The sequence below is a fragment of the Parahaemophilus parainfluenzae genome (assembly GCF_001055095.1).
Classification (GTDB): Bacteria; Pseudomonadota; Gammaproteobacteria; order Enterobacterales; family Pasteurellaceae; genus Haemophilus_D; species Haemophilus_D parainfluenzae_Z.
On sequence record NZ_JVHG01000023.1, the window covers coordinates 130,961 to 156,355 of the forward strand.

The following is a 25,395-nucleotide window of genomic DNA, read 5'->3' on the forward strand; positions in this document are numbered from 1 at the left end:
AAAATATAGAGGATTCTATGGCAGGTATTAATAAAGTAATCATCGTGGGTAATTTAGGTAATGATCCTGAAATCCGCACGATGCCAAATGGCGAAGCGGTAGCAAATATCAGCGTGGCAACAAGTGAAAGCTGGACAGATAAAAACACAGGCGAACGCCGTGAAGTGACCGAATGGCACCGTATCGTGTTATATCGTCGTTTAGCGGAAATTGCGGGACAATACTTACGCAAAGGTTCACAAGTTTATGTTGAAGGTCGTTTAAAAACCCGTAAATGGCAAGATAACAATGGTCAAGATCGTTACACCACTGAAATCCAAGGTGATAACTTACAAATGTTAGGTGGTCGTAATCAAGAGATGGGCGGTTATGCACCAGCTCAATCAGCACCACAACCAAGCTATCAATCTCGTCCAGCACAATCTGCGCCAACACCACAAGCTGAGCCACCAATGGACGCATTTGACGACAACATTCCATTCTAAGTTACATATAATTTAAAAATAAAAGCGTTGTTCTATGTGACTAGAACAACGCTTTTTCTATACATGCAAGCAGTCAGATTTTTATAACTTTTAGCAAAAACACCTGAAAATTTGACCGCTCTTGGGCGTAAAAAGTGCGGTGGAATTTTTGCAATTTTTCGCTTAAATTCCATCGCTTGTAGCTACAAAAGTTAGCTACAAAAGTGCGCTCTATTTTACGAATTTTTCTTTATATTCCCCAACAGTAATCTGCGCCCTTCAAATTCCTTGCCGGCAATTTCCAAAGCGAAGCGTTCTTTGTCGGCGTCGCGTACTTTGTCGTGTACGGCACGTAATTCCTGCACGCTAGCACCCAATGCCTTGACGATTTCATCGCCCATTTTCATGGAAGAATAGAAGGTTTCGCGCACTACGAAATCCGCTTCCGCTTTCACTAGGGCCAGCGCATTGCGTCTGTCCCAGGCGCGCACGAACACCTTGGCGTTCGGGTTGATATGATGAATATTTTCCACAATTCTGACCGCACTTTCTCCGTTGTCCACGCATACCGCTACGATGTCGGTGTGTTCCACGCCGCTGGCATGCAGCACGTCGGCGCGGGTGGCTTCGCCGTAATAGACTTTGAAACCGTATTCGCGTGCGACGTTGATGATGTCGGGATCGTTGTCCAGAATGGAAATGGTGGCACCGTAGGCTAGCGGCATTTGGCTGACCACCTGCCCCATGCGCCCGAATCCGATAATCAGCACGTTGCCGTTGAGTTCGCCCGCATGTTCTTCCACATCGTCCACTGCCGCAGCTGCGCTGGGTTCTTTGAAATAGCGGTCGAACAGCATAACGCTGAAGGGTGTCGTAATCATGGAGAGCACCACGATTGCCGTCATATTCGCTAGCACTTCCGCATTAATCGCCCGTTGTGCGGCAGCGGAGGCGAGTAATACGAAGGCGAATTCACCGCCCTGCGACATCAGTACGGCGCGGTGTATCGCGGTGAAATGGCTTGCTTTGGCAAAACGCGCCACTCCATAAATGGCAAAGCATTTCAAGATAATCATCAGTACAGTGGCGGAAAGAATTACCTTCCAGTTATTGAGCACCGTTGCCACATCCAGCGACATCCCGACAGCTAAGAAAAACAGCCCGAGCAAAAGGCCTCGGAACGGTTCGATATCCGCTTCAAGCTGATGACGGAAGTCGGATTCCGACAGCAGCACTCCCGCCAGAAACGCACCCATCGCCATAGACAGACCGCCCAGCTCCATTAAATAAGCCGCACCGAGTACCACCAGCAGCGCGGCGGCAGTCATCACCTCGCGTGCTTTGGATTTTGCCAGAATTTTAAACAGCGGATTGAGCAGCCAAATACCTGTCGCAATCAACGCTGCCAAAGAAAGCGCGGCAACACCGATTTTCTGCCATAGCGGTACGGCATCGGCAACGGCATTGGGATTATCGGGCGCTAGAAATGCTACAATCGCCAGCATGGGCACAATCAGCAAATCTTCAAACAGCAAAATGGAGACAATGCGCTGACCTTGCGGTGTGCTGATTTCATGACGTTCGTCCATAATCTGCATGACCATTGCGGTGGAGGTGAGTGTAAAACCTACCGCCGCAATAAACGACATCACTAAAGAAAAACCGTAAGCTAGCCCGATTAGGGTAAGGAACAGACTGGAAAGCGTCACCTGCAGGGTACCCAAGCCGAAAATCTGATTACGCAATTTCCATAAATGCGACGGCTTCATTTCCAGCCCGATCAAAAACAGAAACATCACCACGCCGAATTCCGCAATATGCAAAATAGCGTGGGAATCGGTAATGAGCTTTAATCCGAAGGGTCCGATAACCAGCCCCGCAGCCAAATAACCCAGAATCGAGCCTAGACCTAAACGTTTAAATAACGGCACGGCAACTACCGCCGCCCCCAATAACACCACCACGTGCAATAAATCGCCGTCAGCTGCTTCTACCGCCATAATTCCTGCCTTTGTTAATTCATAAAAATTTTTCGTATTATAAAGGAAAATCGCCGTAACACAAAAAAGTCGTCATTTGACGGCTTCCTCTAAGAAGAGTGCGGTCGGTTTTTGTTAATTTATTGCACTTTGCCGTCGATTTCGATCGGGGTATATTCCACCGGCAGCCAAGTGTAGCTGCCGTTGCTTTCGGCACGGATGTGTCCGATGCCGGGGAAGGGCATATGTGCGCCAGCTATCCAGATTTTACGTGTGGCGGCATCTTTGAGCGCGTCTTGGCGGCTGGCGCGTGCCTGTTTGGGGTCGCTGTCAAACTCAATGGCGATTTCGGGATCAAGCATTTGCAGTGTGAGGCTGTGTTCGAGTTCGGGATCGGAGAGTCTGTGCCATTGTCCGAGCAGGACGGCTTTGAACATGGACAACAGGGGATAGGCGGGACAGTCGCGGTGGTCTCGGAGATAACGGGTTCTTTGACGGTTCAGGTACTGTTCGATCGGTTGCCAATCAATCACCTGATCCAACTTCAATAGAGGGAAGCGGTTGATGTGTTTGGCAATCACGGCTTGGGCGGTTTGCTGGAAGAAGGTAGTCATAAAAAATCCCCTAAATGTCTTAGTGGGAATTTAGGGGATTTTGGGGGAATTTTGCAAAGGTCTTATGTAAAAACAAATCGATAAGGTCTATAATTGGTGCGCAATCCATCATTTCACGGAGACAAATTATGCACACACAAAATCTTATTATCGGCTTTGGCAAAGCGGGCAAAACGCTGGCGGCGGATTTGGCGAAACACGGGCAACAGGTCGTGCTGGTGGAACAGTCGGCGCAGATGTACGGCGGCACTTGCATCAACATCGGCTGTATTCCCAGCAAAAAACTGATTGTCGAGAGCGAGCAGCGCGGGCATAACGCCGACAAAGCGGCGGTGTTTGCGGCGGCGATGAACGCGAAAAACACCCTGATTCCGAAATTGCGCGCCGCCAATTTCGCCAAACTGGACAATCTGGACGGCGTAACCGTGCTCAACGCGCGCGCCGAGTTTCTCGATGATCGCACGGTCAAACTGACTGACCCAGACGGCGGCGAGCAAACCCTTACCGCCGAACGCATTTTCATCAACACCGGTGCCACCCCGCGCCGCCTGGGCGTAGCGGGCGAAGACAGCCCGCGCGTACTGGACAGCACCGGTGTACTCGCGCTGAACGAACGCCCGCGCCGCCTCGTCATCATCGGCGGCGGCTACATCGGCTTGGAATTTGCCTTTATGTTCCACGCTTTCGGCAGCGAAATCACCATTCTCGATGGCGGCGACCGCTTCCTGCCGCGTGAAGATCGCGACATCGCCGAAGAAATGCTGCGCGTATTAAACAGCAAAGGCATCAAGGTGTTGCAAGGCGTGAAAATTGAAGCGTTCCGCGACAATACGGCGGACACCAGCGTCATCACCTCGCAAGGCGAATTTACCGCCGACGCGGTGCTGGTGGGCGTAGGCCGCGTGCCGAACACGCAAGGATTGGGCTTGGCAAACGCGGGCATCGAAACCGACCCGAGCGGCTTCATCCTCGTTGACGACCATCTGCGCGTGCAAGGCAAAAACCACATCTGGGCGATGGGCGACGTGGCGGGCAGCCCGATGTTCACCTACATCTCGCTCGACGACTATCGCATCGTGCGCGAACAGCTTTTCGGCGACGGCAAACGCAACCGCGCCGACCGCACCCCGTTCCCGACCGCCACCTTTACCGAGCCGCCGCTCGCCCATATCGGCTTAACCGAAACCGCCGCGCAGCAATCGGGGCGCGAGGTGAAAGTGTTGAAACTGAAAGCCGACGCGATTCCGAAAGCCAAAATCCTCAACCAAACCGACGGCCTGCTCAAAGCCGTGGTGGACGCGCACAGCGGCGAAATCCTCGGCGTAACCCTGTTCTGCGCCGAAGCGCACGAAATCATCAACCTGTTTAAAATGGCAATCGATTTCCGCGTCCCTGCCCGCTATGTCAAAAACCAAATCTTCACCCACCCGACCATCGCCGAAGGGCTGAACGATTTGTTCGCGGGCTGCTAAAAAACTGGTTGTAAAACGACCGCACTTGATACGGAAATGCCATCTGAAAGCGATTTCAGAATCGATGCGGGTATGTTGTTTCGTAACCGAGTCTGTATAAACCGTTTTTCTTTGTCCAACGGGCATCTTTGTCTTTACTCGGTGTGGTTTGACCGCTGACTTGTCCTTCGTCATCGACTTCTATGGCCTGACGCTGTTTGCCGCCGGCGGTTTGAATAATGGTGGCGTCAATGACGGCGGCGGATGCTTTCTCTACTTTTAGGTCTTTTTCAGTCAGTTGGCGGTTAATCAGTTGCAGCAATTCGGACAGGGCGTCGTCTTGCGCCGCCAGTTGCGGTAGCGGCATAAGGTGCTGTAATCGGGGATGCTCAGTTCGTCGAAACGGCAAAACAGGTTGAAGTCGATGCGGGTAATGAGGCTGTGTTCGAGTTCGGGATCGGAGAGGCTGTGCCATTGTCCGAGCAGGACGGCTTTGAACATGGACAGCAGGGGATAGGCTGGACGGCCGCGGTGGTCTCTAAGGTAACGGGTTCTTTGACGATTCAGGTACTGTTCGATCGGCTGCCAATCAATCACTTGATCCAACTTCAATAGCGGGAAGCGGTCGATGTGTTTGGCAATCATGGCTTGGACGGTTTGTTGGAAGAAGGTGCTCATGAAAAATCCCCTAAATGTCTTGGTGGGAATTTAGGGGATTTTGAGGGGATTTTGCAAAGGTCTCAAAAGGAGAAAAAATATTACAAACAGCTGTTCCGTTAATTGAGCAAATTGATGAGTTATTTTTCGGAAAGTTGAATAACGACGAAGAACAATTTAAGCATTTTCTTGTTAGATTAAACAAAGAATAAGAATATTATTTATGGAGTTGTCAATTTTGATAACTCCATACTACATTTGAAACTCAAAAATAGAGCATAGCTATAGAACAGAAATTTATTCAAGAGAATTATTTACACCAAAGTATAGAAGTCCTCTGTTTTTATTTTCAAAAAGTAAAACAGAGAACATAAATGGTTGGCTCTTGAAAGCAATGTGTAAAAATTTTACGTTAATATTGTAAAATATAATGATATAATTACTCTGTTATCGGGGTTATTTTTACGTATTTTTAAGGAAGTTATCAATATTTGATTGCAACAAGTTGAAATAATTAGAGTTTTATTTTTCATTCTTTCCTTATATAGAAACAACCCTTTTAAGTTACATATAATTTAAAAACAAAAGCGTTGTTCTATATCGCTAGAACAACGCTTTTTCTATACATACAAGCAGTCAAATTTTTATAATTTCTTGCAAAAATTCATTAAATTTTGACCGCACTTTGCCCCTCAAAAAAAGAACCTAGACACCTAATTTTAGGTTCAGATTATTATTCAATTTCGTTATAACTAAAAATCAGTACATATATTTAACAATTCTTTCGATTTTGCTATGTGGTTTGCTACATTTTTACCGTCTTATTTTCACTAGAGGTACAATTATGCAGCATCGCGATCTTTATCCCCATGAAATCTTACAAGATGTTATTGATAAAAGTTATGCTAAGTCGGAAGGGCACTTAAAAACACTGGCTATTTTAAGTTTTTTAGGTGGCGGCTATGTGAGTTTTGGTTATATGGCCTATTTAAAAGTAGTGAGCGGTATTCCTCCAGAGTGGAGTGGGCTATCAACATTACTTGGTGCGGCTGTGTTTCCTATTTGTTTGATTTGTATATTAATCGGTGGTGGTGAATTAGCCACGGGAAATATGATGATGATGGCATTAGGCCGTTTAACAAAAAGAGTAAGCCTTAAAAAATTATTTCGTAACTGGATTGTAGTGAGTTTGGGCAACCTGCTCGGTGCGCTGTTTATGGCCTATTTCTTAGGGCATTATGTCGGTTTATCAGAAGGTGCTGCTGCCGCTAAAACCATCGCGATTGCCGAGGCTAAAGTGCAAATGGATTTTGGTCGTGCCTTTGTTTCAGCTATTGCCTGTAACTGGATGGTCTGCATGGGTATTTGGTTCTATTTTGGCGCCAAACAAACCTCCGGTCGTATCCTAGCCATATGGTTCCCCGTGATGATTTTTGTGCTTATCGGATTACAACACTTTGTCGCTAATATGTTTATTATTCCTGCCGGGATTTTTGCCGGTGCTAATGTGACTTGGAGCCAATTCTTCTTCAATATGATTCCTGTCTTTTTAGGCAATGTCACGGGTGGTGCAGCATTTGTCGGTGCATCTTATCTTTATGCCTATCGTCACTTATTAAAAGAAGATTATTGTATTTAGTAAACAAAATCTGACCGCTCTTTGGCGTGAAAAAGGTCTTTTGAAATGTCAAAAGGCCTTTTATTCTCTCTAAAATGTATTGAATCCTCTCTTAATTAACTCAACACAATTTTGAATAGTGAAGAGTTGCACTTTACACTTAATGCGTGTAAACTCATCTATTAAGATTAATATGGAAAGAAAAGTATTAGCAGAATTTCTATGTTATTTAGCATTCTCAAATTTACAATAAGGAAGAAATCACATGCCGAAGATGAAAATTTCTAGACTGATGTTTTATAGCACTATTTTGACTAGTGTTATGTTGTCTTCTTGCAGTCAATATCCCCAAACCCACTCAACAGCAGAAAATACAGCAAGCAATTATGCTCAAAATGCGGCAACGTATTGGACTGAGCAGCCATTTTGCAGCGGGCGTTACCAAATTAACTTACCATCTAACCGTATAAGTGGGACTGGCTGGCTTAAATACAATAGTTGGCAGATAAGAGTGCGACCAGATTATTGGAATCTAGAAGTAGAATCCGTATTAGAGGTTAAAGAAAAAGGATATAATGGAAGTGATATTTTTATAGAAAACCGTACAATCTTTCCTAATAAAGCGATAGCTATGGTGACACAGGCTCCGGGTTCTTGGGAACACTCGGTGTCAAAGCACCTAAAAGGTATGCTCTATTATGTCGATTTCTATTTCAAGCTAGGTAAGAACGATGACTATTCTATTAGAGCTTTTGTGCGCATTATGCCTGTTAATGGCAAAGCTCCCCCAAACCTGAAACAGCTGGAAAAAAGCAAAGTTGACGAAGCTATTGGGCAGATACGAAATGATTTTTTCGACAAGCTGAGAGATCGTAAAGATACTGAAATGCCACAGCAACAAGGTGTCTGTTTAACAGAAGGATTTATTGCCGATAAGGGAACTGAGCCGTTTTTTGGCAGTGCGGGCATCAAAATCAAAGACTATAAAGACGTTTATGCCGAACTAACGACGGGTGGCTCTTTGGAGGAAGGTGATAAACCGCTATTAGAACGAGATCTTTTCACTAAAGATAGTGCTTTGGATAAACTCTTCTCGTGGGCGAAATACAGCACCATCCGCAAAGGAAAGCGCAATATCAATGGCATGACCGGCAGTGAAAAACTGGTTAAGTGGCAGGGAAATCGATATCTATTTATTTGGGAAAAAGATGATGGCAGTGTGAGATTTAAGATGACTTTCGGTACCAATAAGAAAAATACCAAGGGTTCGCCACTCAGTGAGCAAGAGGCCTTAGCGGCTTGGGATGCTATATTGCCGACATTGAAAAAACGGCTTTAAATAAGGGACTATTGCAGTTAAATTGAAGTAAAAATAAACGCGGTCGAGTTTTGAAGAGCATTTGCAAAAATACTGGAAAATTTGACCGCTCTTTATAGTAAAAATCCCCTACTGCTCTGCTCTAGGGGATTTTTGCTTTAAATATATGTTGTTTATTTCAAACCTTTTTTAACCAAGTCTTCATAACCGCCGTGGTTGGTTACATTGGTATAGCCGGCATTTTTCAACTCAGTGAGTGCGGCTTCCGCACGGCGACCGCTACGACAATAAAGATTGATTGGTGCATCTTTATCTGAGCCAATCGCTTTAACGCCTTCAACGATTTTATCGTGTGGAATATTCACCGCATCTTGTAAATGACCTGCGTTAAATTCCTCGGCTGAACGTACATCAATCCAAACGCCTTTTGCTTTTTCCGGTTGTACTGCACTTTGTTCTGTTTGTGGCGCAGTATTCGCAGAAGCAAAAAAAGGTACGGCAATCGCTGCCGCAGAAAGTACTATTGTGAGTAATTTTTTCATCATTCAATCTCCAATTAAATAGAAATAATATATTTACCTAAATAAATTTAGGGGTTATGTAAAACTGATAGTCATCATACGCCTAAATATAAAGATAATAAACTGTGAATGAAGTAAATTTTAAGTAAAATTTTCGTAAAATTTAACCGCACTTTGTAATATTTACCTTATTTAACACATCAATCTCTCTAAACCTTATCATTCATTATTTCTGATTAGTAAAAGATGTTGTTCATAAAGTGGTATTTTTCACACAAAGATTTAACCGTACAATCTGCTCCATCAAATATTTAGGAGAAAATATTAGGAGAAAATAATGAAAAAAATGCCTGTATTGTTTGTTGGGCATGGTAGCCCGATGAATGCGTTAGATAAAGAAAATCCGTTCAACCAGAATTTCAGCCTAATTACGCAAAAGTTTGCCAAACCAAAAGCTATTTTGATGATTTCAGCGCATTGGTACAGCAGCCGTTTGCAGGTAACATCAGGTGAACACCCTGAAATGATTTACGATTTCTACGACTTCCCCGATGAACTCAACCAAGTGCAATATCCCGCGCCCGGTTCGCCAGAATTGGCGGAGCAAGTGCGGTCATTATTACAGTCGGAAAATGTGGAGCTGAACCCGACGCGTGGTTTTGATCATGGTGCTTGGGCGGTGTTGAAATATCTGTATCCTGATGCCGATATTCCCGCGGTGCAACTTAGCCTTAACCGTTTGCAATCGGCAGAATGGCATTTCAACTTGGCGAAAAAATTAGCTGCTTTGCGTGAACAAGGCGTGTTAATTATCGGCAGCGGCAATATTGTGCATAATCTGAGAGCGATAAGCTGGGAACATATCAATCAAATCGGCGCGGGGTATGACTGGGCGTTTGCTTTCCGTGAATCGATCAATCAAGCAATTGCGACACAAGATGATAAAACCTTGGTGCATTATGATCAGCTAGGTGAAAAGGTTGAGCTTTCTGTACCAACACCCGATCATTACTTGCCGTTGCTGTATATCATGGCATTACGTGAACCGCAAGACGACATTACGTTTTTCAACGATAATCTGATTGCCGGATCGCTCAGCATGACGTCGGTTTTAGTGGGATAAAAAGGAAAAAAATCACCGAGCCTACGTGTGAATTTGAAGCCTTACGCGCTTTTCAAAAAGCCCGTTACGAAGCAGGTTTGGATACGGTAAAATTAGATGTATTAGCAGAGGTTTTACAAAAAATAGGCTGCTTACAAGCGGTCAGATTTTGAAGACGATTTATAAAAACGCTTTGAAATCTGGCCGCACTTTGAAATGAAAAAGAGCGTCTAGGATATTAATTACTGTGACCGCCTTTCAAGAAATACCCTAGGAATATTATTTAATCAACTGATAAGTCTAAAACAAAAACATCTAGCCTTTTTTTCAATTCTTCAGACATGTGCTTTTGAAGATCAAAATATAGTTCTTTGGCATTATTTATTCCATGAGTTCTCCGATTAGCTACCTTTTCATTTGCACCAAACCATAATACTAAATAAATACCTTGTCCATCGGCATTTGGGTGAATAGTATATAAACGATCCAACTGCGAATCGAATGCAGAATAAAGTTTCAGATGCCATTGCCCTTTTACTTCAACAGGTAGAATTTTTGTTTTACCGTTAATCAGCTTAGAAAAAACAAGATCACATCGATTATTATCTTTCATATAGCCTTCACGCATAATATTAACTTGCTGATTTTCAAGCCGTAATCTCAAACGCTCTGCTATACGCTGTGTTGCTGTATTTTCATCAACTCGATTCTGGATATTTATTTCTCCATGATAAAAGATTGATTTTGTAGTAATATCATGTCCATCTAAATCTTTTTGATAATTTCGTAATTCTTCCAATATAACTGCGCGTAAATTTTCAACGCTAATTATTTCATTCCGCTCTAAAAAATTAGCCACTTGATCCGCTGTTGGCATTTGGAAATTTTGGACTGCTAATTTACATAAGTAATTAAATCGAATACTTTTTAAACTATTATAAAAATTTCTATATTGACTATTATTCAATAAGCGATCTAGAACAGGTATTGGATTATCTTGATAGCTATCTCCTAATTTATCAATTAGTTCACTTAAAAAACGATAAGCTTTTTCTGAATCTGGGCTATCCGAGCCATAATAGTTAGGTAAATACACTTCTTCCCATTTTTTAATAAAAGCATTCAGAATTAATTCAATTTTGACAGGCGAAAGCATTATCCATTTTGTATAATCACCAAAACTGCCAAAATGCTCTTCTAAAATAAAGATACTATTAACATCCTTAATTAACTCTTTCCAAAAAATCTCATAATTTTCATCTAATAGATAAAAAGCGTGAGCAAACCAAAAATTTCTTTTAAATTTAATATCTTCCTCTTCTAAGGTAGGATTTATATTGAGTAAGTTTTCACAGTATTGCTGCACGATCTCTTTAAGTTTTTCGCGATTACCAAACTGAATAGCTAACTTTAATAATTCCTTTTGTGCTGAAAAATTCATATCGGGAAAATGTTCCAACCACTCTAAAGGAAGAGTATTTTGCAAAAAGTTAAATGCTTCATCATCTGCTAGCCAATTTACTTGTGCACTTTTACACTCCAAGCAAGCCAATTGTGGCTCAATATACTCACGTAAAAATTTTTCTGCATCGGCTGGGTTAGAGAATAGACATCTATCCACTTCTTGTTTTAGTCGATCTCTATCATCAGAATTCACTCCTGGAAAATAAGCAGATAAATTAGTACGTAATGCAATTAATACCTCGACTGATACAGTATTTAATGTTCCATCCCGTTTTAAAATCTCTAAACAAGAGGCATATAGAATGAACTCAATATATAGAAATTGAGATTGGCATTGTGACTCTGCTAATTTAGATAAACTTGGGATATTCGGCTGTATATAATCTAAACAGTTATAGAGCGCATTCCTAACCAGTTGCTCATCTCCAAAATTTTCTACAATTTTATTAGGTTCGAGTAAAAGAATTTTAGAAAAATGTAAAAGAGAGTTCCAGTGTTTCCCGCTTTCTATTAATTGTCTATTTTTTTGAATATATTGAATATTTTTATAACGAATATTTCGTTGTTTCTTATTACGCTCTCTATGTCCTTTTTTTCTACTATCTCTATAAATATTACGTTTATAACTCTTTTTATCTTCTATATTATTTCTATACCAAACACGCAAAAACGCATTCTTTTCAAATGCTTGCATGCGCATGTGTTGACGCAACAGATTGGTTCCCTTGTGACCATAGAAATTATGTCTAGCCATAAAGCTCGACCATAATTCAACATTATCAGTATCAAAGGCTAAATCAATGATGCATTTGTAATCTTGCAATTGGAAATTTAAGCCGGAATGGCCTTTTTCAAATATATAAAATTTAGTTTCATGAATAGATTTATTATCAAATATGTTTTTAAATGAAATTCTAATAATATTTTGTCTTAAAAAATCATCTTCAGATAAAATCTTTACTGACAAACTTTCTTCTTTTGCTATCTTTCTTTGAAAATAAGTATTTTTTAGCCATCCCCAAATTTTTTCGGCATCCCAAGGTTCTTGGGATAGCTCAAAATAGCGATCTAATAGCATACTAATAATTTTACTGATGCCAACTCGGCATTGACAATTATACTTTCTTTGACAAGAGCAAGACAAATTAGCAGATAACTCATTTAACAATGGTATAACTAGAGCAAAACTCAGTTTTTGAATAAATCGCTTAATAAAGAAACGTTTACCAATAACGCTTTCAATACGATAATCCGTAGGATATAACTCGGAGCAAATTCTTAAAAATTTAATATAATCATCTATTTCAAATTCACCATTAGATTTGGTCATCATATCCGCTACGATAGCAAGTGAGGTATTATCTCTAGCTTCAATTAGATATTCCCAAATCTCTCGGTAATTAGAGTCTTTAATTTTTGCTAAACACTTTCCTGCCAATCTTCGGTTATATTCATATCTAGATTCAACGCTAATGTTGCAAACAATGCTTTTTAGTTCATTAGTTAGTTTTGAAACTATTGGAGAATCTATTAATAGTTCTAATAACAGTCCTTGTAAATCCCCATCAGAATTATCTGGAGATAACAAACTTTTCAGTTCATCGAGCAATTCATCTGTGAAAAATCCAGAGATACTGAAACTTCGCCATCTATCGCTACGGCGAAAATAAGGATTTTCTTGATTTAAAACTTTTAATTTGGATAGTAGTTTTTTCTTTGAGCAAGGTAATAATAAAGCTGGGTCTCCATTCGATAAAATAGCATAAGGATCTAAATCAATTAGCTCTTCCTGAATGCGTTGATTTTCTGATAATACAGTCATCCAAGCGAACAAACCGCGTAATTCATCACGTACAATATTATTCGGAGCAATAATAGATAAGATTTTGAGCAGTGATAATGGATTGTCTATTGAGGTCAATCTTTTAGCAAGATAATTACCAGCACAATATTCTGCAACAATCCTATGAACAGGCCTGTGTTGTTCTACTCCATCACTAGGAAGAAAAAATTGTGTAGATAAAATTTGATTAATATTTTTATCTGAATTTAAAGTAACAATATGCGGGTAGAAATGATTAGATGCAGAATCACTTAAACTCACACCTTCTGAACCTGATAGCATCAGCTTAGTAAAAACATCTTCTACTAATTCAATTTTTTTAGATGCTGGTAATATATTTCTATCATAAGAATAACCACTATTATTTTCTTTTGCTAATCCTTCAATAGCCAACTTAAAAGCAGAATGACGATTTTCAAAATATTGATTATTTTCCACATAAGATTTTGAAAATAATTTTAGAAATAAAGGATTAGACAATAGAGACGCTAACTCAATGTTAGTTGCATCCTCTAAAAATTTTTCTACATTTTGCTCTGGATAATAGTGTAAAAAGAGAATTTTTTGTTCTTGTTCATCAAATCGCTTCAAATAAACCAACAAAGGATCTTCACTAAAAATATTTCTACACTGTAGTGTATAACTTTCAGACCATTCACTAGAACGACTAGATAAAATAATCCTTTTTGCCAAAGTATTGCTGGCCATCATTAGTGCTTGTGTTACCGTTGATGGATCAATTTTTACTAACTCATCAAAACCATCAATAGCAAGCGAAGAACATTGCTGTGGATTCGAATGAATAAATATATTGGCAACACTTTTTCTGATACCTAATTGCTCTGACAAGCTATCCAATAAACAACTTTTACCAGCTCCTGGCTCAGCTAGAACAATAATCACTTTATTCTTAAATGAAAGCAATTCAGATTCATTAAATTCTTTGCCATCAGTACCATGTAGAACTCGAGGAAGATAAATTTCTTTAGACATAAGACATAAATAAATTGATATTTATATAAGATTTATTCTAGCACTTCTAATTATTTATATATGCAATATTTTTATAGTTTATACAAAAAAGACAATCTTTTCAGATTGTCTTTTTTATTCAATTATTTCTTCACTGATTCTACCTCACCCACCGCTTTCTGAGATTTCTCATCCATTTCCACTTTAATATTGTGATCTACCACCACATTCATATTAATGGTGATACCTTCCTTTGGGGTGTCCAATTGAATGGTCGGAGTGCAAGCTATAAGTGTAAACATTGCTGCCAAAATAAAAAAGTGCGGTTGAAATTTAAAGTGTTTTATCATTTGTCTTTGTCTAATTGCTTATAAAGTTTATATTGCAGATTTTGTTCAAATTGCGAGCCGTAGTCAATCATATTCCACAATTCAAACATATTTTCTTGATGTGTATAATTTAACGTTATCGGATTATTAGTTCGCTTGGTTGGATTAAATCCGCTAATACTCGCACGCAATGTCATTTGTCCTTTCGGATCGAGCGTCACCGCCGCATGGGAATTTTGCAGTTCCATTTCTTTTAATAAATCTACCAAAATATTTTCTGTCCACCCGCCTTTTTTCAACCCTTTCACCATTTCATCGGTTAATTTGATGGACACATTTCCCACTTGTTCCAATGTACCATTACAAATCAAACACTCCTTATGTCCAAGCCAAAATGGTAAGGTAGCATTGGCGCGGCCGGTTAAGGTTACTTGGTTATATTGTGCCAAAGCTAACACTTGGGCTAAATCAATATTGGTGAAAGAAAGCGTCGCCATTTTGCTTTGCGGGAAACTGAGCTGAGGCACCGTTAATACGCCATCAAATAAGGAAAGTTTCACATTTCTCAAAGTAAGCGGATTTTTCATGGTATTCGGATAACGCCCAAATAAATCCAGCTCTCCATTTACTACAGAAAGCGCGCCATAGCGAATATTTTGAGTCGAAATATGGATCGGTTTACCCGAAGCCACTTGCAATGCCGAGTTTTCATAATTCATCGGGAAGCGAATATTCAAGCCATAAATCTCGCCATCTGGCATAGTGATTTTGCCATTTTTAAGATTCAGCTCCCCCTTCATCTTCACGCCATTGCCATTGATTGCGAATTCACTTTGTCCTTTAATGCTGCCCTCATGAATTAACCAATTCCATTGTTGAGGGAAAAGTGATTGGAATACTTTTGCAGATTGTTCTTTCCAGCTGATTTTGCCTGAAAGTGCAGTATTTTGATATACACCCAAGACATCTAAAGGCCCAAGCGAACCAGCCTTTAAATCACCTGCAAAATTGAAGTTACTGATACTCTTACCATCAATACCTAAACCGAAAACAGGCGAAACAAAACGACCGCCATAAGCCAATTCAACCCAATCCGTTTTTGCTTGTAACAAACCACGAATATGCTCTTTTTCATAATCCCAGCGAAGTCGGTCTTTGAGTTCCAACGAAAGCGGTGCCATTTTCACCTCTTTCATATTCACTTCATTAGAACGTGCAGAAAGCTGATTTAATTCAATATGATCCGCTTCCCAAAAGCCTTTCCCTTCCATTTTGACTGGCGTATTTAAGGATTTCCAGTTTGCACTGCCATTGATTGTCCAATCCCAACGGTTTGTCGCTTGTTTTTCCACAGACTGCAACTTATGTTCTTCATCCCGCAAATCAAACACGGTTTTAATACCGGCAATAAACTCATGGGCGTTTCCGTCTAATTTTAAATCGAGATTTTCAAACTGTGGTGTCGTGCCCTTTAATGTTGCGAGCAAACGACCTTCCAAACCATAACGACCAATAATAATGTCATCTAACGGTAAACGAACATGCAACTTGGTATCTGGCTGAATGGTATCCATTTTAAAGACGGAACCCGGGTAAAAATACACCACTGGATGCGTAAAAATCCCGCCGAGATGATAGGTTAAATTGGTTTGTGCCACAGTAGCGTTATAACGTAAATCCCCGCGTGTTTTCAGCTCAAAATCCAATTCATTATTGTCATCGCCCCCACCGATTTCACCATTTTTGCCTGAAATCACGATCTCCCCTTTGCCCATTTCGCCAAAGGTTTGTAAGATCACGTTCATATCAATGCTTAATGGCAACAAGCCTTCTGCCGCACGGTGAATAGATAACCCAAGGAAACCTTTGATTGGTTGATAGCTATCAAAGGTCCAATAAAATTTCCCCCACGAAATATCCAAGCCATCTTTGGTGAACACGAAAGGCACATCCAACAACGGCGAATTTGCTGTTAAATCTTGAGCATTTAACTGACCGTCTGCACCTTGCCATGACACTTTTGCCTCGCCTTTTGTGACGGCCAGTTCTGGGTTATTCCAGTTAAGTAAGACATTGCCTTGTTGAGGGAGTTGAGAAAGATCAGGATCAAAATTCGCAGAGAAATGAAGATCGTAGGTTTTATCGTCTGCTTGTTTGATGTCGGTACTTCCCGCCCATTGGAAAATACCATCTTGTGGCGTGACAGTCGATTGATGATGAAGCTCAAGCCCGTCATTATTGGCTTGAGCTTCGAGTGCTAATTGGTTGCCGTTATAGTTTGCGTCTAACGCCCAATCAGCCGATAAGAAAGGTTTTAAAGCCCCTTGTGTCAAGGCTTCGGCATTAGTTAATTGAAAGTGTTTGACGTTAACATGAGAAATAGGCAATGCTGCCCAAAGTGCGGTCAAATTTGGCGGTGTTTTTTCAGCATTATCACTGGGTAAATGGGTTAAACAATCATAATTCAAGCTAGCCTTTTCAACATCAAGACTATGCGTATTCCACCAAGTCACCTGAGTATTATTCAGGTTCACTAGCGTACATTGGTCAGTTTTCACTTTTAGCTCTGGCAGTGTTAAACCTGTGGTTTCCCATTGCCAGTCATCGGCTAATTCAATGTGATAATGCGGTGCTAAAAAATGATTGGTAAGTTGCGCTACACGTTTCGGGGTCGCAAAAACGCGTAATAAGCCAATGCTTATTACGATCAATAGCAACAAAATAATCAACACCCACAGGCAACGCTTTCGCATAGTTTCCCCAATTATACAGTTACGAATAAAATATCTAGACCTAAATAATTATTTCACAAAAGTCGCTAGTTTTTTTAATTCAGCTTCAGTTAGACTTTCTTTATATAACTCATTAACCTGCCATAAGCCGCTTTCTCTAATTTTATCTTTTGTAGAGTGATTACCTAACCAATTTTCTGAAGGTTTAATTTCACCAAATTTAGCAGCATTAGAAAGTGTTGAAGTGATTTTACTTTCCCAAAATAGGCGATCTTCTTTAGTATTAACTTCAAAAACACAAAACGAAAGATTATCCTGAATATATTGGCTAATACGCTTTTCTAACGTTTTTTCAAACTCACGATCAATCCTTTTCAGTTTATCTTCTCTTCCTTCTTTTGGAGTTATGTCAAGTTCCCATGAATCTAAATAATCTTGGTTTTCTATGTTCAAAAAGCAGCGACCTATATTTTTTCTAAAAATACTTCTATTCTTATTTTCTTTGACAAAATGCTGCATCAAACGTGAACGTAACTGATTTTCGCCTGTATGAGTACCGATTCTCACTATTCTGTCCATTTTTCCAAAATTTTCACCTTTCTCAAAGATGATATAAATACCATTCTTAGGTAGCTTAAACTTGTCAAAAGGAAACTTAAATCGCTCTTTCTTGTTCAGCAGACAATGTAATTCACAAGCTAATGAAGTCATTCTTCTTTATAATCCTCTAGTTCTTTATTTAGAAAACTTAATCTCTCACCTAATCTCATTTTATAGAACGGCTGTTCAATATGAATTAAGCTATCTTTAATTGGGAAAATATAGTTATTACCCGCTAAAATAATGAATCGATCACTTTCTAAGTCAACTTTCCATTTCAGTAGCTCAATAACTTTTTTGCCCCAGTTCAATCTATCATTTTTTTTCATTTTATTCAGCGTTACATCATAAGGTTCTATTACACTATCTAACTCAAGTAAATGATGCTTTGCCGATAGAATATATATCGCATCAGGCTTAAGTTTATAGGCATAAGCTAGGCTCTTTTTAAATAGTGGACTAAGGTATAAATCTTTTGCCTTTGCCTTTTCATTTGCTTTCTTTGATACACAAGATAATAAAATAACTTTTTTCATATTATAAATATTTATACTTAGGTGATATAAAAACTATTTTCTTAACATTAATTTTATCTAAATAGCTCAAGCAACTTATCCCCAAAGAAATAAAATACTAATCCAAAGGCGACAATAATTAAGCCAATAAATTTCGTGATATTGACTTCTCGAATCGGCATACCGATAAGACCGAAATAATCAATAGTGGTTGCGGTAATTAATTGTCCGACGATGATAAAAAATAACATCGCGGTAATGCCTAGCTTAGGTGCAAGTAAAACCGTTGTGAACACGACAACTGCACCAAGTATCCCACCAATTAATTTCCACCAAGGTTGTGAAGGGACGGTTGATAAATTGCCCCATAAATCGGTTTTTACCCAAGCAATAAAAAAGAGAACGATCGTTCCCACTGCAAAAGAAATAAAGGTCGCGATCACTGCTTCGCCACTCATGGCTTTCGCCAACTGCGTATTAATGGCTGATTGCGTCGCGAGTGCGACACCTGCCGCTAAGGCGATAATGAGATAAACAAAAAACATTGAAACTCCCAACAGAAAATTTGGCTTATTTTAACCTTTTCCTATTTGTCTTGTCGCGAAATGCTTTCCATTCGATAAAAATCGTCCAAAAATCAACCGCACTTTGCATTTCATTCATAAATACCTCAAAAGTTGTAAGTCATCTTACCTGTTTATTTGATCTCGATCACTATTTGACTATTCTTTATTTGACGGTAATCTTCAAATCCATACACTAAACTCCATTCGGAGCAATCGTTTGCGTAATGCGTATTGAAAGCAAAATAGACTGATTTTATCAACTCAATGGGAGGAATATCCATGACCCACATTATCGTTGCAACGCACGGTAAGTTTTCTGAAGAAATCGTCAATTCCGCCGCTATGGTGTATGGCGAAGATGAAAACTGCCATGTCGTGACTTTCTTACCGGGTGAAGGTGGTGAGCATTTAATCGAGAAATACAATGCGATTATTGCCACGCTGCCTGAAAATGAACCGGTGCTCTTTTTGGTCGATTTATTTGGTGGTAGCCCTTATAACGCGGCAAGCCGAGTTGCCAGTGAAAGGGATAATACCGATATCGTCACCGGCATTAATCTACCGATGTTGCTAGAAGTACTTGATGCTAAAGATGGCGCTAGCTTAGATGAATTGGTAGAAACCGCGAAAGAAGTCGGGGTCGCTGCCGTGAAATCCTTCCGTCAACCTAAAGAAAGCAAGCCTGCTCCAACGCCAGCCTCTAAACCAGCTGAAGCACCAAAAACCTCTCCAAATCCAACCGCACTTTCTGGCAATATGAACATTTCCTTGTTGCGTATTGATAGTCGTTTAATCCACGGTCAAGTGGCAACCTCTTGGGCGAAAGCAGTGAAATGTGAAGCGATTTTTGCGATAAATGATGATGTGGCGAATGATGCGCTTCGTCGTGATTTATTACTCCAAATCGCGCCTGAACATTTGAAAGCTTATGTGATTCCTGTGGAAAAAGCCATTAAGGTGTATCACAACCCAAAATATGCAGGTAAAAATATTCTTTGGTTAGTGACCAACCCAACGGACATCCTGCGTTTAATCGAGGGTGGCGTGAAAATTGATAAGGTCAATGTGGGCGGTATGACCTATCGCGAAGGCGATAAACTTATTTCTCAAGCCGTTGCCGTCAACCCAACAGATGTAGCGGCATTTAAACAGCTTTTAGATAAAGGCGTGGAATTAAGCTTACAACAAGTGGCGAGCAGCCCGAAATCAATGCTCACACACAAAGAGCTTGATGCGATTCAATTTTAATTACGAGGACAATTCATTATGACAACAATGGAAATTATTTTAGTCACGCTCGTTGCCGCCATTTGCGGAATGGGGAGTGTATTGGACGAACGTCAAACCCATCGTCCTTTAGTTGCTTGTACCCTAATAGGCTTAGTATTAGGTGATTTAGAAACCGGTATTATTGTCGGTGGTACCCTTGAATTAGTGGCATTAGGCTGGATGAACGTGGGTGCAGCAATGGCACCAGATGCGGCATTAGCCAGTGTGATTGCGACTATCCTTGTCATCAAAGGCGGACAAGATAAAGGGAGCGCATTAGCGATTGCGATTCCGGTAGCGGCGGCAGGTCAAGTATTAACCATCTTCGTTCGTACTTTAACTATCTTCCTTCAACACAAAGCCGATGATTTTGCCGCAAAAGCGAACTTCCGAGGTATTGAATTCTGTCACTTTAGCGGCCTTGCATTACAAGCGTTACGCGTGGCAATTCCAACCTTCTTCGTTGCGTTAGTAGCAGGTACGGATACGGTAACCGAAGCATTGAACGCGATTCCAGAAGTGGTTACTCGCGGTTTACAAATCGCTGGTGGTTTTATCGTGGTCGTCGGTTATGCGATGGTCATCAATATGATGCGTGCAGGCGCATTAATGCCATTCTTCTTCCTAGGCTTCGTGATCGCCTCTTTCACCAATTACAACCTTGTCGGTCTCGGTATTTTAGGCACATGCTTAGCGATGATTTACATTCAATTGAACCCACGTTTCCATCAATCTACTGCACCACAAGCAGTTGCAAAACGTGAATTAGCTGATGATGAACTTGAAGGACTATAAGGAAGAAATTATGACTGAACAAACTAAAAAATCATTAACAAAAGGCGATATTCGTAGCACTTACTGGCGTTCAACTTTCTTGCTTGGATCCTTCAACTTTGAACGTATGCAAGCAATGGGTTTCTGTGTATCCATGATCCCAGCCATTAAACGTCTTTACAGCAAAAAAGAAGATCAAGCAGCGGCATTAAAACGCCATTTAGAATTCTTTAACACCCAACCTTGGGTCGCATCATCTATCATCGGTGTAACCGCTGCGATGGAACAAGAACGTGCGAACGGTAACGATATTGATGACTCAGCAATCAGCGGGGTGAAAGTCGGTTTAATGGGCCCATTAGCCGGTGTGGGTGACCCAATTTTCTGGGGAACATTACGTCCTGTATTGGCCGCACTTGGTGCAGGTTTAGCCATTACTGGTAGCCTTTTAGGGCCATTGCTTTTCTTCATCGGTATCAACCTTTGCCGTGCAATAACTCGTTGGTATGGTTTCAAATACGGCTATGAAAAAGGTACCACAATCGTTAACGATATGGGCGGCGGCCGCTTACAAAAATTAACGCAGGGGGCGTCTATCCTCGGTCTCTTTGTTATGGGCTCACTGGTATCGAAATGGACAAGTATTAATATTCCATTAGAACTTTCCCGCTATAAAAACCAAATGGGCGAAGAAGTGGTGACCACCGTACAAAGCGTGTTAAACGATCTTCTCCCTGGCCTTGCGGCGTTAGGTTTAACCTTCTTATGTATGTACTTATTACGTAAAAAAATCAACGCCATGTACATCATCTTCGCCTTATTCGGCGTGGGTATTTTAGGCTATCATTTTGGTGTGTTAGCGTAATATATTATGGTATTGCCTTCCCTCTTTCTCTTGAGGGAAGGCAAATTTTTTAGCATGACATATAAATCCTATGAACTGGAAAGATCTCATTAAGCCACCACCGGCTGAAGGCTATATTAAAAATTCATCCAATTTAGTGACCGCACTTTTTGTTCTGGCGGGCATTCTTTATTATCCTACCAATGGCTATGGTGCCGTCATCGCCTTAATTGCGGCACTGATTGTGTTAATCGGTCAAAAAATGCTGATTGCTCAAACCAATAAAGACTTCACCGAAATGCAATTAGCCGAAAAGCAATTCCAAGAAACCCAAAACAGTGATTACCTTCGCTTTATTGAAGCTCGTGCCACCCAAATGTTGCTCGACAACAAAGTCCTTTCCGAAAAAGGCAAAAAAGAGTTGGAGAGATTACTGTCTGTCGTTAAAACGCATTTAGCCTAGCGACGCCAAAATATAACTTTTAGCTATATGAAATAAGCTTTTCTTCTTTTTCTTACTTAAGTTAGAAAGGTATTATCAAACGGAAATTTATGAGTTATCCCTTAGGAGTAGTTTATGTCTCAATTTAAAATTCACACTATTGAATCAGCCCCTGAAGCCGCACAAGAAGCTTTAAAAGCCGTCCAAAATGCCAATGGGTTTATTCCAAATTTAATTGGTGTTCTTGCGAATGCCCCTACTGCACTTGAAACTTATCGCACAGTGGGCGGTATTAATGGTCGTAACAGCCTAACCGCAACAGAACGCGAAGTGGTGCAAATTACTGCGGCTGTAGTTAACGGTTGTGGTTTCTGTGTAGCAGGCCACACGAAAATTTCTTTAAAAGTGTTAAAACTTGAAGAAGAGCTTGTAAACCAAATTCGTGCCACTGCTCGTATTGAAAGCGATAAAAAACTCGATACTTTAGCGCGCTTCACTCTTGCTGTGATTTTACAAAAAGCAAAATTAACCGAAGCACAACTTAAAGTCTTCTTTGATGCGGGTTATACCCAAGAAAATGCCATTGATGTGATTTTAGGGGTTAGCCTCGCCACATTATGTAACTATGTGAACAACATTGCTGAAACCCCAATCAACCCTGAATTACAGGCATTTGCATAATCAAGCCAATATAAAAAGTGCGGTCAAAAATGACCGCACTTTTTTATTCCTTCACAAATTGTTTAATTTGATCTGAATTCAAATGACCTGGCTGCGCTTTGATAAGATTTAAATCCTTATCCAATAGCAAATTAAACGGATAGCCTAACACATTAGCACGTTTAATAATTTCCCCATTTTCATCCAATAATACAGTGATATTTTTATAGTCCAAGCCTTTATACCAATTGATAAATTTTTGGCTATTTTGTTCGTTCTTTTGTCCAGGTGAGGCAATCGTAATCACATTAAAATCAAGATTCTTTTCAGCACTGAGATCATCAATTTCCGCTAAGCCTGCTAAGCAAATTGGACACCAGGATGCCCACATTTTGATATAAAGCGGTTTGCCTTGATATTGTGATAAAGAGACGGTTTGATTATCCAATGTCTTCAAGGGGATATCCGCCAAAGACACCTTCTCTTGTGCAAAACTCAATGGACTCAAAAACAATAAAAGTGCGGTCAATATTTTTCTCATTTTTTCCTCTTATTTCACAAAGGGAATCAAATCACCATAGCCTTGTTTTTCCATTTCATCTAATGGAATAAACTTAATCGATGCACTGTTAATGCAATAACGTAAACCACCTTTATCGCGTGGACCATCGTCAAACACATGCCCTAAATGAGCATGACCACTGCGACTTAACACCTCTATGCGAGTCATATTAAAGCTATTATCTCTTTGATACTCCGCCACTTCAGCGGCAATCGGTTTAGTAAAGCTTGGCCAGCCACAGCCCGATTCAAACTTATCTTTGGAAGAAAATAACGGTTCTCCCGTAGTAATATCCACATAAATACCAGGCGCGAAATTATCCCAATATTCGTTACTAAAAGAGCGTTCGGTATGTTTGCCTTGTGTCACGTCATATTGAAGTGCGGTCAATTTTTGCTTTAATTCTGCATCACTTGGTTTTGGGTATTTTTTATCATCAATTAATGGCTCATCCGCTTTTTTGATGTCAATATGACAATAGCCATTCGGGTTTTTCTTGAGATAATCCTGATGATACTCTTCCGCCTCTACATAATTTTTCAGCGGTTCTACTTCAATTTGAATCGGTTCTTGATATTTGCTTTGTAAGGTTTTCAATGCTGCCTCAATAACCGCTTTATCTTGTTCATTTTGATAATAAATGCCGGTGCGATACTGTCTGCCACGATCATTGCCTTGCTTATTGATACTGGTTGGGTCGATAACGCGGAAATAATATTGCAGTAATTTATCTAACGAAATTTTATTTGGATCGTAAGTGACTTTCACCGTTTCCGCATGATCTGTCGCATGCAATAATTGGTAGTTAGTGGTATCACCTTTTCCATTGGCATAACCAGAAACGGCATCAGTCACGCCTTGAATTCTTTCCATATAAGCTTCTAGTCCCCAAAAACAACCACCGGCAAGATAAATAATTTGTTGTTCTTGTTTACTTTCCATTGTCATTTTTTGCTCCTTTGATGATTCTGTGTGATCAGCATACGTTAAACTACTTTGCAAACCGCCAAAAAGTGCGGTCAATATGAGAAATGTTTTTGTATATTTCATTTTCTTTCCTTATTATAGAAAATATCTTCAGATTACATTTCATTAGACGAAGAGAAGCCCATTTTCTTACAAAATAAGGCAATTTTTTACCGCACTTTATGCAAGGAACCCTTATGCCAAACATACATCTCCGCAATAATTATCAAAAAGCTGTTGTTTGTATGGTGTTAGCTTACATCAGCATTGCCTTAATGGGCGTATTTGTAAAATACGCCTCTGATGAATTACCGTCCAGCGAAATTTTATTTTCCCGTTTTTTTATTGGTTTTGTGTTTCTCCTGCCCTTTTTAATTAAAGATGGCGATTTCAAAGTTGATATGTCGCAATGGAAGTTTCTCGTTTTGCGTAATCTCGCCGGCATTGCCAGTATGTTGTTAACCTTTTACGCGATTAAATATTTACCAATTTCCATTGCGACTTTATTGATGAATACGTCCTCACTTTTTGTGCCTTTATTGCTGTTTTTCTTTAAAGTCAGAACACCATTAAAAGTATTAGCTTGTAGTTTTATGGGTTTTATCGGTGTATCCATCATTATGCTGACCAACGGATCAATGAATATCAACCCTATCCATGTAGGCTATGCGTTAGGTGCTGCTATGCTAGCAGCCATGGCATTTATCAGCTTACAAGAGCTCAATAAACACAACTCACCTAAAAATATCGTGTTTTACTTTCACTTATTAGGCTCGATTTTATTACCACTCTTTTTCATCGCACAGTGGAAAATGCCAACATTACATGGATTTGCATTACTGCTTTTGGTAGGCGGATTCGGTCTTATTTTCCAATTATTACTCACTCGCGCCTTTAAATACGCCCCTGCCAATGTCATTACGCCTTTTGCTTTTACTGGCGTCATTTTTTCCAGTATCTGTGACTGGCTCTTCTGGGATAACGTACCAAGCCTAAATTTCTGGATTGGTTCATTAGTCATCATTATCGCTGTCAGCTTGCTTGCTAGAATGCGGGCAAAATAGAGAAGTCCGACCAAATAGATAAAATATAACTATTCTCAACAACATTATTTGAGTGTATAATCCAAATGC

The 25,395-nt window shown here is 40.2% G+C and carries 20 protein-coding genes and 3 pseudogenes; 11 read left to right on the forward strand and 12 right to left on the reverse strand.

The window, feature by feature from the left end; genetic code table 11:
* The first annotated feature begins 17 nt into the window (after positions 1-17).
* Positions 18-485, forward strand: a complete 468-nt coding sequence (locus ADA56_RS06375; RefSeq protein ID WP_005699508.1) for a single-stranded DNA-binding protein — start codon at positions 18-20, stop codon at positions 483-485.
* Between the two features lie 215 nt (positions 486-700).
* Here ADA56_RS06375 and ADA56_RS06380 read toward each other — a convergent pair whose 3' ends face one another.
* The gene (locus ADA56_RS06380; RefSeq protein ID WP_049369854.1) at positions 701-2,464 is read right to left on the reverse strand and encodes a monovalent cation:proton antiporter-2 (CPA2) family protein; all 1,764 of its coding nucleotides are present in this window, start codon (positions 2,462-2,464) and stop codon (positions 701-703) included.
* A gap of 308 nt (positions 2,465-2,772) precedes the next feature.
* Positions 2,773-3,057: pseudogene (locus tag ADA56_RS09860) on the reverse strand (transposase); the annotation flags it as partial.
* A gap of 128 nt (positions 3,058-3,185) precedes the next feature.
* Between ADA56_RS09860 and ADA56_RS06390 the strand changes: the two are divergent.
* Entirely contained in the window at positions 3,186-4,529 is a 1,344-nt protein-coding gene (locus tag ADA56_RS06390; protein ID WP_049369855.1) for an FAD-dependent oxidoreductase, read from the forward strand.
* A 54-nt stretch (positions 4,530-4,583) separates the two neighbouring features.
* Here the strand turns inward: ADA56_RS06390 and ADA56_RS06395 are convergent.
* A pseudogene (locus ADA56_RS06395) lies at positions 4,584-5,186 on the reverse strand (transposase); the annotation flags it as partial.
* A gap of 823 nt (positions 5,187-6,009) precedes the next feature.
* Here ADA56_RS06395 and ADA56_RS06400 point away from each other — a divergent pair.
* Positions 6,010-6,804 (forward strand): formate/nitrite transporter family protein, encoded by a 795-nt coding sequence (locus tag ADA56_RS06400; protein WP_049369856.1) that lies wholly within the window; start codon positions 6,010-6,012, stop codon positions 6,802-6,804.
* Between the two features lie 244 nt (positions 6,805-7,048).
* Positions 7,049-8,122 (forward strand): T6SS immunity protein Tli4 family protein, encoded by a 1,074-nt coding sequence (locus ADA56_RS06405; protein ID WP_049369857.1) that lies wholly within the window; start codon positions 7,049-7,051, stop codon positions 8,120-8,122.
* 152 nt (positions 8,123-8,274) lie between these two features.
* Here the strand turns inward: ADA56_RS06405 and ADA56_RS06410 are convergent, their stop codons facing one another.
* A complete protein-coding gene (locus ADA56_RS06410) occupies positions 8,275-8,643 on the reverse strand; it encodes a rhodanese-like domain-containing protein (protein ID WP_049369932.1) in 369 nt (122 codons plus the stop codon).
* A 316-nt stretch (positions 8,644-8,959) separates the two neighbouring features.
* Here ADA56_RS06410 and ygiD point away from each other — a divergent pair, with 316 nt between their 5' ends.
* Entirely contained in the window at positions 8,960-9,745 is a 786-nt protein-coding gene (ygiD, locus tag ADA56_RS06415) for a 4,5-DOPA dioxygenase extradiol (protein ID WP_049369858.1), read from the forward strand.
* Between the two features lie 262 nt (positions 9,746-10,007).
* Here ygiD and ADA56_RS06420 read toward each other — a convergent pair whose 3' ends face one another.
* From ADA56_RS06420 to ADA56_RS06445, 6 genes are all read right to left on the reverse strand, one after another.
* Complete coding sequence (locus tag ADA56_RS06420; protein ID WP_049369859.1) at positions 10,008-14,024, reverse strand: hypothetical protein; 4,017 nt, start codon at positions 14,022-14,024, stop codon at positions 10,008-10,010.
* A 122-nt stretch (positions 14,025-14,146) separates the two neighbouring features.
* Positions 14,147-14,353 (reverse strand): YnbE family lipoprotein, encoded by a 207-nt coding sequence (locus ADA56_RS06425; RefSeq protein WP_049369860.1) that lies wholly within the window; start codon positions 14,351-14,353, stop codon positions 14,147-14,149.
* Positions 14,350-17,085 carry a YdbH family protein gene (locus tag ADA56_RS06430; RefSeq protein ID WP_049369861.1) on the reverse strand — a complete coding sequence of 912 codons (2,736 nt, stop codon included), beginning with the start codon at positions 17,083-17,085 and terminating at the stop codon, positions 14,350-14,352. The genes ADA56_RS06425 and ADA56_RS06430 overlap by 4 nt, the downstream gene beginning before the upstream one ends.
* A 48-nt stretch (positions 17,086-17,133) precedes the next feature.
* Positions 17,134-17,775, reverse strand: coding sequence for a hypothetical protein (locus tag ADA56_RS06435; protein ID WP_049369862.1), 642 nt, complete (start codon positions 17,773-17,775; stop codon positions 17,134-17,136).
* Positions 17,772-18,200, reverse strand: a complete 429-nt coding sequence (locus ADA56_RS06440) for a DUF6884 domain-containing protein (RefSeq protein WP_049369863.1) — start codon at positions 18,198-18,200, stop codon at positions 17,772-17,774. The genes ADA56_RS06435 and ADA56_RS06440 overlap by 4 nt, the downstream gene beginning before the upstream one ends.
* A 53-nt stretch (positions 18,201-18,253) precedes the next feature.
* Positions 18,254-18,724 (reverse strand): DMT family transporter, encoded by a 471-nt coding sequence (locus tag ADA56_RS06445; protein WP_049369864.1) that lies wholly within the window; start codon positions 18,722-18,724, stop codon positions 18,254-18,256.
* Between the two features lie 300 nt (positions 18,725-19,024).
* On the opposite strand from ADA56_RS06445, the gene ADA56_RS09630 reads away from it, so the two are divergent.
* From ADA56_RS09630 to ADA56_RS06470, 5 genes and pseudogenes are all read left to right on the forward strand, one after another.
* Positions 19,025-19,993, forward strand: coding sequence for a mannose/fructose/sorbose PTS transporter subunit IIB (locus ADA56_RS09630; protein WP_065420069.1), 969 nt, complete (start codon positions 19,025-19,027; stop codon positions 19,991-19,993).
* Between the two features lie 18 nt (positions 19,994-20,011).
* The gene (locus ADA56_RS06455) at positions 20,012-20,809 is read left to right on the forward strand and encodes a PTS mannose/fructose/sorbose transporter subunit IIC (protein ID WP_005695178.1); all 798 of its coding nucleotides are present in this window, start codon (positions 20,012-20,014) and stop codon (positions 20,807-20,809) included.
* 10 nt (positions 20,810-20,819) lie between these two features.
* Positions 20,820-21,653, forward strand: a complete 834-nt coding sequence (manZ, locus tag ADA56_RS06460) for a PTS mannose transporter subunit IID (RefSeq protein WP_049369865.1) — start codon at positions 20,820-20,822, stop codon at positions 21,651-21,653.
* 70 nt (positions 21,654-21,723) lie between these two features.
* Positions 21,724-22,092: pseudogene (locus ADA56_RS06465) on the forward strand (hypothetical protein); the annotation flags it as partial.
* Positions 22,093-22,209: 117 nt separating this feature from the next.
* Positions 22,210-22,755, forward strand: a complete 546-nt coding sequence (locus ADA56_RS06470; RefSeq protein ID WP_049369867.1) for a carboxymuconolactone decarboxylase family protein — start codon at positions 22,210-22,212, stop codon at positions 22,753-22,755.
* Positions 22,756-22,798: 43 nt separating this feature from the next.
* Here the strand turns inward: ADA56_RS06470 and ADA56_RS06475 are convergent, their stop codons facing one another.
* Complete coding sequence (locus ADA56_RS06475; RefSeq protein ID WP_049369868.1) at positions 22,799-23,275, reverse strand: redoxin family protein; 477 nt, start codon at positions 23,273-23,275, stop codon at positions 22,799-22,801.
* 9 nt (positions 23,276-23,284) lie between these two features.
* Entirely contained in the window at positions 23,285-24,346 is a 1,062-nt protein-coding gene (msrAB, locus tag ADA56_RS06480) for a bifunctional peptide-methionine (S)-S-oxide reductase MsrA/peptide-methionine (R)-S-oxide reductase MsrB (RefSeq protein ID WP_014064283.1), read from the reverse strand.
* Positions 24,347-24,459: 113 nt separating this feature from the next.
* On the opposite strand from msrAB, the gene ADA56_RS06485 reads away from it, so the two are divergent.
* Positions 24,460-25,326, forward strand: coding sequence for a DMT family transporter (locus ADA56_RS06485; protein ID WP_049369869.1), 867 nt, complete (start codon positions 24,460-24,462; stop codon positions 25,324-25,326).
* Positions 25,327-25,395: the final 69 nt, after the last annotated feature.

Bases quoted from the DNA above. Each gene is read 5' to 3' on its own strand.
- ADA56_RS06375 (WP_005699508.1), top strand. From the start codon at position 18: ATGGCAGGTATTAATAAAGTAATCATCGTGGGTAATTTAGGTAATGAT.
- ADA56_RS06380 (WP_049369854.1), bottom strand. From the start codon at position 2,464: ATGGCGGTAGAAGCAGCTGACGGCGATTTATTGCACGTGGTGGTGTTA.
- ADA56_RS06390 (WP_049369855.1), top strand. From the start codon at position 3,186: ATGCACACACAAAATCTTATTATCGGCTTTGGCAAAGCGGGCAAAACG.
- ADA56_RS06400 (WP_049369856.1), top strand. From the start codon at position 6,010: ATGCAGCATCGCGATCTTTATCCCCATGAAATCTTACAAGATGTTATT.
- ADA56_RS06405 (WP_049369857.1), top strand. From the start codon at position 7,049: ATGCCGAAGATGAAAATTTCTAGACTGATGTTTTATAGCACTATTTTG.
- ADA56_RS06410 (WP_049369932.1), bottom strand. From the start codon at position 8,643: ATGAAAAAATTACTCACAATAGTACTTTCTGCGGCAGCGATTGCCGTA.
- ygiD (WP_049369858.1), top strand. From the start codon at position 8,960: ATGAAAAAAATGCCTGTATTGTTTGTTGGGCATGGTAGCCCGATGAAT.
- ADA56_RS06420 (WP_049369859.1), bottom strand. From the start codon at position 14,024: ATGTCTAAAGAAATTTATCTTCCTCGAGTTCTACATGGTACTGATGGC.
- ADA56_RS06425 (WP_049369860.1), bottom strand. From the start codon at position 14,353: ATGATAAAACACTTTAAATTTCAACCGCACTTTTTTATTTTGGCAGCA.
- ADA56_RS06430 (WP_049369861.1), bottom strand. From the start codon at position 17,085: ATGCGAAAGCGTTGCCTGTGGGTGTTGATTATTTTGTTGCTATTGATC.
- ADA56_RS06435 (WP_049369862.1), bottom strand. From the start codon at position 17,775: ATGACTTCATTAGCTTGTGAATTACATTGTCTGCTGAACAAGAAAGAG.
- ADA56_RS06440 (WP_049369863.1), bottom strand. From the start codon at position 18,200: ATGAAAAAAGTTATTTTATTATCTTGTGTATCAAAGAAAGCAAATGAA.
- ADA56_RS06445 (WP_049369864.1), bottom strand. From the start codon at position 18,724: ATGTTTTTTGTTTATCTCATTATCGCCTTAGCGGCAGGTGTCGCACTC.
- ADA56_RS09630 (WP_065420069.1), top strand. From the start codon at position 19,025: ATGACCCACATTATCGTTGCAACGCACGGTAAGTTTTCTGAAGAAATC.
- ADA56_RS06455 (WP_005695178.1), top strand. From the start codon at position 20,012: ATGACAACAATGGAAATTATTTTAGTCACGCTCGTTGCCGCCATTTGC.
- manZ (WP_049369865.1), top strand. From the start codon at position 20,820: ATGACTGAACAAACTAAAAAATCATTAACAAAAGGCGATATTCGTAGC.
- ADA56_RS06470 (WP_049369867.1), top strand. From the start codon at position 22,210: ATGTCTCAATTTAAAATTCACACTATTGAATCAGCCCCTGAAGCCGCA.
- ADA56_RS06475 (WP_049369868.1), bottom strand. From the start codon at position 23,275: ATGAGAAAAATATTGACCGCACTTTTATTGTTTTTGAGTCCATTGAGT.
- msrAB (WP_014064283.1), bottom strand. From the start codon at position 24,346: ATGAAATATACAAAAACATTTCTCATATTGACCGCACTTTTTGGCGGT.
- ADA56_RS06485 (WP_049369869.1), top strand. From the start codon at position 24,460: ATGCCAAACATACATCTCCGCAATAATTATCAAAAAGCTGTTGTTTGT.